This window comes from Hyella patelloides LEGE 07179, assembly GCF_900659865.1.
GTDB classification, from domain to species: domain Bacteria; phylum Cyanobacteriota; class Cyanobacteriia; order Cyanobacteriales; family Xenococcaceae; genus Hyella; species Hyella patelloides.
In genome coordinates, this window is the sequence record NZ_LR214032.1 from 1 (window position 1) to 9835 (window position 9835).

Below are 9835 nucleotides of genomic sequence, written 5' to 3' on the forward strand. Positions count from 1 at the left end.
AACCACGTCTACTGTGAAAACCGTAGATGATAAATGCAGAGAAAATTGGCTATTTACAACACCTTTGTGGGTCTGCTGGATGTGGGTTTCAGAATTTGTACTATCCATAATATCACTATTTTTTTTTAAAGTTGGCAATTATTTCGGTATTAGTACTGCTTACGTTTTTTTTAAACAGACATAAAATTTGAGCAGATAAGGGCATTTTTACTTGAGTATTTTGCGTTTATTTTGTGTATAGCAATTCTTGGAGCTGTCAGGTATGCGTCAATCAACAATAAACCATAACGGTAACTGTTCCTTAGAGAAGGAACACTCATCAGGATCACACCGCAAGCTTCAAGAATAAGGGTCTGAAAATGTACCTCACTTAAATAAGAAGTGCTATATATTTGAAAATTTTTAACATTGGATCGATATGTCAATCAAAGCTAGTAACTTAATTATTTCTGATGATTTAGTTTCACTTCAGTCTGAAACAGCTAATCAATCTCTTACTTATGATGCTTTAGTTCCATTACAGCTAGAAATAGACGATAAATCCATTATTAGCAGCGATTTAGCCAAGTTAGAGACAGAATTTGAAGACCATAACAACCCAGAAGACCCTAACGCATTCATTCCAATTTTTATAAGTAGCAACGATCTACTAATTCTCAATGAGGGAGGTAGAGAGGTCGGAGTTAGGGTTGCGAGTGAGAATATTGAGGAATTGTTACCCCAGCTAGAAGAATTGGGTTTTGAACTGCTGGGTGATGCTTCTGAGTACAATTTTGTAGAAGGATATATTCCCATTGAGAAAATTTCCCTGCTAGAATCTCTTGAAAGTCAAGGAATATCGGCAGTTCGTCCTATATATCAGCCAATTACTCATACTGGTTCGGTAACGAGTCAAGCTGATTTTGTTCAAGAAGTAGATCGTGTTCGTGCAGCATTGCCAGACAATTATGATGGCACGGGAATAACTATTGGTATTTTGAGCGACAGTTATGACAACTTGGGTGGTGAAGCTCAAGACATTATTGATAGCGATTTACCAAATGATGTTGTTGTGATAGAAGATTTATCTTCTGGTGGTAGCGATGAAGGTCGAGCTATAGCACAGCTTATTCATGACCTTGCTCCTGGTGCAAATCTAGCTTTCGCAACGGCATTTACTGGGGAAGCTGGCTTTGCTGACAATATTAGGGCTTTAGCTACTGCTGGTGCAGATGTGATTATTGATGATGTGGGCTATTTGGCAGCACCTTTTTTCCAAGATGGCGTAGTTACCCGAGCAGTTGACGAAGTTGTCACCAATGATGGCGTAGCCTATTTCTCTTCTGCTGGTAATAGCGCGGATAGCTCCTATGAATCGACGACAATTAATTTTGTAAGCGATATCGATCTCGATAGTATTCTTAGTACTGCGATATCTCGAACTTATCAAAGCTATTATGATTTCGATCCTAGTGGTGTGGTAGATAATCGCCAACAATTGTCTCTAGGAGGTGGTGAAACAGTTCAGATAAGTTTGCAATGGGACGATCCTTTTTTCGCCTCTGTTGATACAGACTTGGATGTTTTCCTAGTTTATGACAATAATACTCCAACTGATTCTAGCGATGATTTTGCTGTTGCTGGTTCGGCGTTGGATAACATTGCTAACGATGAACCAGCAGAGCTATTTAGTTACACTAACCCCACGGGTAGCACTTTAACATTTGACGTAGTAATAGCTAACTTTGCAGGGCCAAATCCCGAACGCATCAAGTACATCAACTTTGGTAGTGGTAGCCCCACAGAATTTGATACCAATAGCTCCACGATATTTGCTCATCCTGCTGCTATTAATGGTAGGGCAGTAGGAGCAGTTCCTTATTTCGATCGGGAAAATCCAGAATCTTTTACTTCCCTTGGTCCAACTACTATTTTATTTGAAACTGATGGCACACCAAAAGCTACTCCAGAAATCCGTAATACTCCCGATATAGCTGCTATAGACGGTACTGATACTACCTTTTTTGGTAGCGATGTAGATGGGAACGGATTTCCTAACTTTTTTGGCACTTCCGCAGCAGCACCCCACGCAGCAGCAATAGCAGCTTTAATCAAAGAAGCCAATCCTACTTGGACACCAGACCAAGTCTATGACAGCTTAGAATCTACGGCGGAAGACATTTATAATGCAGGCTTTGATGATTTGACTGGCTTTGGTTTAGTTAATGCCTATGATGCTATATTTGGCGATGTTGTCCCTGCTTCTCTCAATTTTACTGACGACTTTGAAGATGGAGACTTACCTTCTGCTTATGAAACTAACACTAATCAAGCAGGTAGAATTCAAGTTACTGATGAAAACAGTCCTCAAGGCACTAACCACTTAACTTTAGATAGCTCAAGAGGTTTAAATGATTTATCTCTGAATGAAGTAATTCTGCACGTTGACACCACTGGTTACACCGATGTGCAATTAAGTTTCGACCAAAAAGAATTTGGCGACGAAGATAATCCTATGTCTGCTAGCTTTAGTGGCTCAGAAAATTCTGATGGTGTAGCCCTTAGTGTTGACGGCAATACTTGGTATAGTTTGATTAGTTTGACTAGCGGAGAAGGGAATACCAGTACTACTTATCGAACCAATAGCTTTAATTTAAGCGATGCTGCTACAACCAATGGTCTGACTCTTGGTAGTGATGTGCAAATCAAATTTCAACAGTATGATAACTTTCCCATCAATGCATCTGATGGGACAGATGGATTGGCTTTTGACAACATTTCTGTTGCGGGAACTCTAAGTGGAACTGTTACAGGTACGACTGGTAATGATAATCTAGCTGGCACTAATGGGAACGATACGATTCCTGGCGATGCAGGAGAAGACTTTATTGATTCTGGTTCTGGTAATGACAATGCTTATGGTGGAGATGGTCGAGACCTAATTTGCGCTCACGAAGGAGACGATCTCTTAATTGGTGGTTTAGATACTGACTATCTAGATGGTGGCGATGGTAACGATACTTTATCTGGGGGTACTTACGATCCCTCTGGAGACCCAATCGTGGGAACAGATGGCGCGCAAGATAGTTTTGTTGGCGGTAGTGGAAGCGATGTCTTTGTTCTCAGTACTGACAGTGCCAATGATACTATTTATGACTTTGAAGATGGCTTGGATCGATTAGGTGTATTTGACAGCTTAAGTTCTAACGATGTAACTATTAGCACCAATAGCGGAAATACAATTATTACCTTAGACTCTAACGGCGATACGTTAGCTACTTTAATTGGTATTACTAGCGTTATTGATAGTAGTGATTTTACAAATTTAGATACTCCCTAATATTTTCAGTCTTGCTGACTTTCATTGATTTACCTCGATTTACTTCATCTTTGCCGATTATCTTTTCTAATAATTAAGGATTGTAACCATGAAACATCTAATTCGTAACTTTTTCACATTATCTTGTCTTGCTATTGCAGGAATACTATCAAATCAGTCCAATGCGCAAGCGGTAAGCATTTCCTTTGATAGTGTTTCCAATGATAATTACAATTCCAGTATCACTCTAGATGCAGGGGAATCTCTCTCATCTGGTAACGTACTATTGTTGACTAATGTGCAAGGCATAACTAGTGCTACGACTCCTGTTAATTCCCCTTTTGAGCTTTCTACTATAGGAGGTGGATTCAGTACTATTAATGCCAACGCTCTTTTTGAAGTTAGTGATAGCGAATCTGAATCTGGACCAGTAACCTTGTCAAATGTCATTCAAATCAATGCTACTGGTTCATTAGATAATGTGGAATACAAACTATTTGCTAGTGATAGTTTCTCTGGTGCAGTAACTAATAATAGTACTTCAGTTCCCTTTGAATTTTCCCCAGGTTTGGGAATTGCTATTGCTACTGGTTTCTTCGGCTGGCGTTTTTTAAAAAATACTGTTGCCGAACGCCTAAAGCAGTAGCTAAATCAGTACAGGCTCTTGATAGATTCCAAAGATCTGATGTAGAAAAAACTAGCAATTCTCATTTTAAGAGTTCATGACATTAAAGCCATGCCCCGAGAGGGTTTGATAATTCTTAACAACAACTTGCTTGAGTTCAGAAACAATGCCAAGTCTTTTCCAGCAGGAGAATTGGAATTAGTTATCTATTTAGGTATTTAATGATATTTGTCTAGTCTGATCGCATTCTCTAAGGTTTAATATGATATGTCAATTCTTGAAGGAGATCGACTTTTAGGGTAAAAACAAATGATGCATCACAAGTTAGATAAACCTTGTCCAGTTTGAAAACTGGATGGGGTTGATTAATTTTCAACAACAGACAAAAAACCACCAAACCTTTGAATGCAAAACTCTAGCTCGGCGGTTACATCTATAGTGCTAACAACTAATAACTAATTACATTACCGCAAAATTGTTTTTTGTTAGTATTCCAAAAATTATCGATAAAGCAATAGAGAATAAAGTCAGAGCAATAATGATTGTGGTTTTATTCTTGCTATTTTTCCCCTGTTTGGCAACTAAAGATTTTTGTTCTTCTATTTGAAATTGTAATGTAGTAACAGAGTTTTCTTGTTCTTTTATTTGTTGTTGCAAAGATACAGCATTAGATTGTTGTTCTGATAACTGTTCTTGAAGTTGAGTAGTTTGTTGTTGAAGTTTTTGGCTGTTAGCTAATTCTTGCTCTAGTTTGGTTTGTGTTTGCTTTAGTTGTTGTTGTAAGTTATTATTTTGTTTTTCTGACTCTGTAACCTGTTGCTGTAAACGCTCAGTTTGTGTTCGTTGTTGAGATAATTGTTGTTCTTTGTCATTAATAGTTTGTTCTAGTTGGTTGATACTAGATTTTTGTTGAGTTAACTCTGTTTGTTTGTTGTTTAATTGTTGTTCTAGGTTAGTAATTTGTTTTTGGCGATCGCTATTTGATTTTTGTAAGTTTTTGTTGGCTTCTTCTAGTTGTATGATTTGGGTTTGTTGGTTTTCTAATTGCTGTTGTAAGCTCTCTTTATCTGCTACTTGTTGTTCGAGAGTATCAATTTTATTGTCTTTAGCTGTTAGTTGTTCTTCTAATGATCGAACTGAATTATTCTTGACTGATAGTTCTTGTTCTAAGTTTTCAAACTCTCTAGTTTTCGCTGTTAGTTGTTCTTCTAATGATCGAACTGAATTATTCTTGACTGATAGTTCTTGTTCTAAGTTTTCAAACTCTCTAGTTTTCGCTGTTAGTTGTTCTTCTAATGATTGGCTTTTTGCAGTTGCTTGAGACAATTCTTCTTGGGCATTTTTAACCGATTGCTGTTGAGCATTTAATTGTTGTTCGAGAGCGTTTTTTTCTGTAGCAATAGTTTCAAGTTGAGATTCATAATCGGCAATATCCTTTTGTAGAGAATCATTGGCTTCGATTTTTTGTTGTAGCCGATCTTTGATTTTTGCCGATTCTTTTTCTGTATCAGTAAAAGATTTTTGTAAGTCTTGATATTTTTTATTCTTGCTATCAAGTTCTTGATTAGCTGTATCAAGCTTTTCTTGCCAAGATTTTTCTTGTTGTTGATAGTCAGCTACTTGCTTTTGTAACTCAGTAACTATGGTTTCTTGTTCGGTTAATTTTGTATTTAAAGAATCAGCTTGATTTTCTCGATCTTCTTTTGTCTTAGCAACCTGTTCTTTAAGCTGCATTTCTAAATCTTGAATCGTACTAGAAGATTTTTTCTCTAGAGCTTTATAGTTACTAATTTGCTCTTCTAATTGTGTTTCTAATTTTTTTATTTCTTCATTTAATTCATTACTATCTGCTGTTTCGGTAGTAGCTGCTTTGGTTGCAGTTGTGCTTTCTGTAGGAACAGCATTTCCTGAAAATAAATCAATATTTTCTGCTTCAATAGCAATAGTTCGATCAGCTAAACTAGAAGCGATCGCTATTTCTCCTGTAACTAATCCTTCTATCAGTTTAGACTTAGAAAGACCAGTTTTTTCTACTATTGCATTGAGACTATCCACTGCATCAACAGTCAAAGAAACACCAACTTGCTTTTTGTCAAGAATAGTGGGTTTTGCTGGAATTTTTCTTTTTTTTCTTGCCATGAAATCAATCTCCAAATTGTCAACTTAAAATCTGTACTATGAAAGGAAAAATAGACTTTTAATTGCTGCTTTAATACTTATGATAAAAAACGGTTGTTTGCTTTTGTAAATATGCGTAGGTAATATAGTTAGCTACTAAATTTTTCCTAATTTCAAAAAAAGTGGGAAAATCAAAAACCAAACTGTAATTATGCCCTTTAAAAAATACAGGTAATTAATAATTTAGGTGTAAAATACAGTAGAATACACAATATCTAGTAACTTGGTGGTTAAATAAATACACCACTGAGTCTGATGAAGGCAACTTCGTTTTTTAACTGAGCAGTAATAATTGAGATAAAGCGCGAGAAAAAAATAGAGCAAACAATCAAATTTGCTTTTTAATGCTTCTCAAGTTATTTACACCTTTTCTCTTAGTCATCTATTTAATTCCCAGTAAATAGTAGTTCGTCTCTTTAGAGTATCGAACTTGCATCTGTCCATCAAGTTACCGTAACACATCAGTATAGGTTAAAAAAACTTCTTCTCAGGCAAAAGTTTTATTTTTGGTAATTATTCTTATTCTTGAGCAACGACCGCGATAGAATTAATAGTCACTAACCGTATCTCCTAGTATTTCTATATGTCCAATATTACCGTTAGCTTACCTCAAAACTCTTACGAAATTGCGATCTCATCTGGTAGCTTGTCGCAACTGGGAGCAAAAATGAAACAGCTAAAATTGGGCGAAAAAGTCTTGGTTGTTTCTAATCCTGAAGTTTTTGGCTACTATGGTGACACTTGTTTGCAATCTCTAGAAGAAGTTGGCTTTGAAATTTATCAACATCTAATTCCCGCAGGAGAAGTTCACAAGCATCTTCAATCTATAGAGAAAATATACGATACTGCTTTAGCCAATCATTTAGAACGTTCTTCTACTCTAGTTGCTTTAGGAGGAGGAGTAATTGGTGACATGACAGGATTTGCTGCTGCGACTTGGTTGCGGGGTGTTAACTTTGTGCAAGTACCTACTTCCTTACTGGCTATGGTAGATGCTTCTGTAGGAGGAAAAACAGGGGTTAACCATCCCCAAGGAAAAAACTTGATTGGTGCTTTTTATCAACCTAAATTAGTATCGATCGATCCTGATGTTTTACAAACTCTTCCTGAAAGAGAGTTTCGCGCAGGAATGGCAGAAGTAATTAAATATGGTGTAATTTGGGATGCAGAATTATTTTCTGAGTTAGAACAAGCAGAGCATATTGATAGTTTCGAGAGTATCGAGCCTGAATTATTAAACACAATTTTAGCCCGTTCTTGTCAAGCTAAAGCAGATGTTGTCAGTCAAGACGAAAAAGAAGCAGGTTTAAGAGCTATTTTAAATTATGGTCATACTATCGGTCATGCTATTGAAAGTTTAACTGACTATCAAGAATATGTTCATGGTGAAGCTGTAGCATTAGGTATGATAGCAGCAGGAGAAATTGCCATTCAGATGGGATCGTGGAAAGAAGCAGCAGCAAACCGACAAAATAAGTTAATTGCTAAAGCAGGATTACCAACAACAGTATCTGCCAAGGTAAAAGTAAAAGATGTTTTAGAAGCTATTAAAAGTGATAAAAAAGTAAAATCAGGTAAAGTCCATTTTATCCTACCTAAAAAAATAGGCGCAGTAAAAATTACTGATAAAGTATCTTCTGATGTTGTTAAAGAATCAGTTTTACAGCTAATAGGAAATAGTTAAATATTAGTAGTTAGTTGTTCGTAGCTAGTAGCTGGTTGCTGGTTGCTGGTTGCTACTTTTGAATTTTGAATTTTGACTTGCTACTTCATCCCTTATGCGCGCCCCGAAGGAAGTCCTTTAGGGAAGCGGTATCCGTGATAGACATCCCTCATCCTTCATCCTTGACTTTATTAATGAGCAAAATTGCAATTATTGGCTGTGGTGTTGTTGGTGCGACTATTGCTTATGAACTAAGCTTAATTCCAGAATTAGAGATTACCGTAATTGAAAAAAATACCTTTGCTCATGGAGCTACGGGTGCAGCTTTAGGAATACTAATGGGCGCAATTAGCGGTAAAACAAAAGGAAGAGCTTGGAAGTTAAGAGAAGCCAGTTTAAAACGCTACCCCAGTTTGATTTCTGAGCTAGAAGCACAAACAAAGATTGCTATCCCTGTTAACCGTGACGGAATAGTAAAATTATTATTTACAGAAGACAAAATAGAAAAATGGCAAAAACTCCAGCAAACTCGCGCTAAACAAGGCTGGAACTTAGAAATTTGGGATAAAAGTTCCTTAAAACAAAAATGTCCCGAAATTAACGATACTAATCTTATTGGTGCAGTTTATTCTCCCCAAGACAGCCAAATAAATCCCCAGATACTTACCAAAGCCTTAGTCAAAGCAGCAACACTTAATGGGGTTGAATTTCAGTTTGGTGTCAGTCTTAACCAAATAGGAGAAGGAGCAAAACATCAACAGCTAGATCGAATTACAACCACAAAAGGAAACTTAGATATTGACTACTTAATTATTGCTGCGGGCTTAGGTTCAACTCCTTTAACTGCATTCTTACATGACAAGCTAGATATTCGCCCTGTATTAGGACAAGCAATAAAATTTCAGTTAGAGCAAAATATTGGTTTAAATACTTTTCAACCCATTGTTACAGGTGATGATGTTCATATCGTACCGCTAGGGAATCAGCAATATTGGCTTGGTGCAACAGTAGAGTTTCCCGATGATGATTGTAATGTCGTTGCAAAAGCAGAATTATTAGAAGAAGTTCACCAACAAGCGATCGCATTTTGTCCTACAATAGCTAATGCTACTATTCTTGATAGTTGGCAAGGAAAACGTCCCCGTCCCTACGGACAAGCAGCTCCCGTTATTGGCAAACTCTCTGATTATGACAATGTTTTGCTTGCTACTGCACATTATCGTAATGGGATATTGCTCGCTCCTGGTACAGCCAGAGAAATCAAAAATCTCTTAAAGATTGAATAACAATGTCTCCTGTATGGCAATCCTCAATGATATTAGAGAATTTCTGCTCCTTTGTTCCTGTTTCCTGCCTCGATGTATATTTTCTTGGTAAATAATCTACTTTTTTGAGTGAAATAAGACTACTATAATGTGACAGAAATCGATAGTTTTAAAAATATTCGTTTTTTTCACTCTCGTTTATAAAGTAAAGTTTAATCGTTTTTCAATGAACACCAAATTTTTACATTTACTGATATTCGGTATTTTTTCTGTTATCCCCATATCAAAAGCAAATGCTCAATCACCCACACAATTACCTGTGGAATCCTATCGCATCGATGATGTTCGAGAGTTTAATTCTCAACTAATATCTGAATTATCTGGTGCTGATGTGGATACTTGGCAAGCAAAACCTTTATTTCTTGCCATGAAATATCTTAATGGCGCAAGTTTTGGCAGATTTGGTCAAATTACCCGAAAGATACCTCAAGAAAATACGTCAGAATACCCCGATACGATGATCGTCACAGTGATACAGGATGGTTATAAGAATGATTCTGTTAGAGGAGAATGGGTACAGCTTACTTTTAAACGAAATCGTGAAGGAATTTGGTTAATACAGGAGTCAAAAAGAGCATTTCTTTGTTGGCGAGGTGAAAATACAAAAGCTTTTCAACAAGAGTTTTGCCCTTAATTAATTAATCTTTCTATAGCTATTTGAAATACACCTTGGTTAATTGAAGGTAATAGTTAATGATCATTAGTGACAAGTTAAGAAAAAGTACAAATTGTCAAATGCAGTCAAA

The 9835-nt window shown here is 36.6% G+C and carries 6 protein-coding genes; 5 read left to right on the forward strand and 1 reads right to left on the reverse strand.

All coding sequences use genetic code 11. From position 1 onward, the window contains the following. The first annotated feature begins 418 nt into the window (after positions 1-418). A complete protein-coding gene (locus H1P_RS27210; RefSeq protein WP_144873632.1) occupies positions 419-3319 on the forward strand; it encodes a S8 family serine peptidase in 2901 nt (966 codons plus the stop codon). A gap of 88 nt (positions 3320-3407) precedes the next feature. Continuing rightward, positions 3408-3944 (forward strand): PFE-CTERM domain-containing protein, encoded by a 537-nt coding sequence (locus tag H1P_RS27215; protein WP_144873635.1) that lies wholly within the window; start codon positions 3408-3410, stop codon positions 3942-3944. A gap of 438 nt (positions 3945-4382) precedes the next feature. Here H1P_RS27215 and H1P_RS27220 read toward each other — a convergent pair whose 3' ends face one another. Then, the gene (locus tag H1P_RS27220) at positions 4383-6062 is read right to left on the reverse strand and encodes a coiled-coil domain-containing protein (RefSeq protein ID WP_144873638.1); all 1680 of its coding nucleotides are present in this window, start codon (positions 6060-6062) and stop codon (positions 4383-4385) included. A gap of 622 nt (positions 6063-6684) precedes the next feature. Between H1P_RS27220 and aroB the strand changes: the two genes are divergently transcribed. The 3 genes from aroB (at position 6685) to H1P_RS27235 (ending at position 9723) form a co-directional block, all read left to right on the forward strand. Next, positions 6685-7785 (forward strand): 3-dehydroquinate synthase, encoded by a 1101-nt coding sequence (gene aroB / locus H1P_RS27225; protein WP_144873641.1) that lies wholly within the window; start codon positions 6685-6687, stop codon positions 7783-7785. Between the two features lie 173 nt (positions 7786-7958). Next, positions 7959-9050, forward strand: a complete 1092-nt coding sequence (locus H1P_RS27230; protein ID WP_144873644.1) for an NAD(P)/FAD-dependent oxidoreductase — start codon at positions 7959-7961, stop codon at positions 9048-9050. Positions 9051-9255: 205 nt separating this feature from the next. Further along, the gene (locus H1P_RS27235; protein ID WP_144873647.1) at positions 9256-9723 is read left to right on the forward strand and encodes a hypothetical protein; all 468 of its coding nucleotides are present in this window, start codon (positions 9256-9258) and stop codon (positions 9721-9723) included. Positions 9724-9835: the final 112 nt, after the last annotated feature.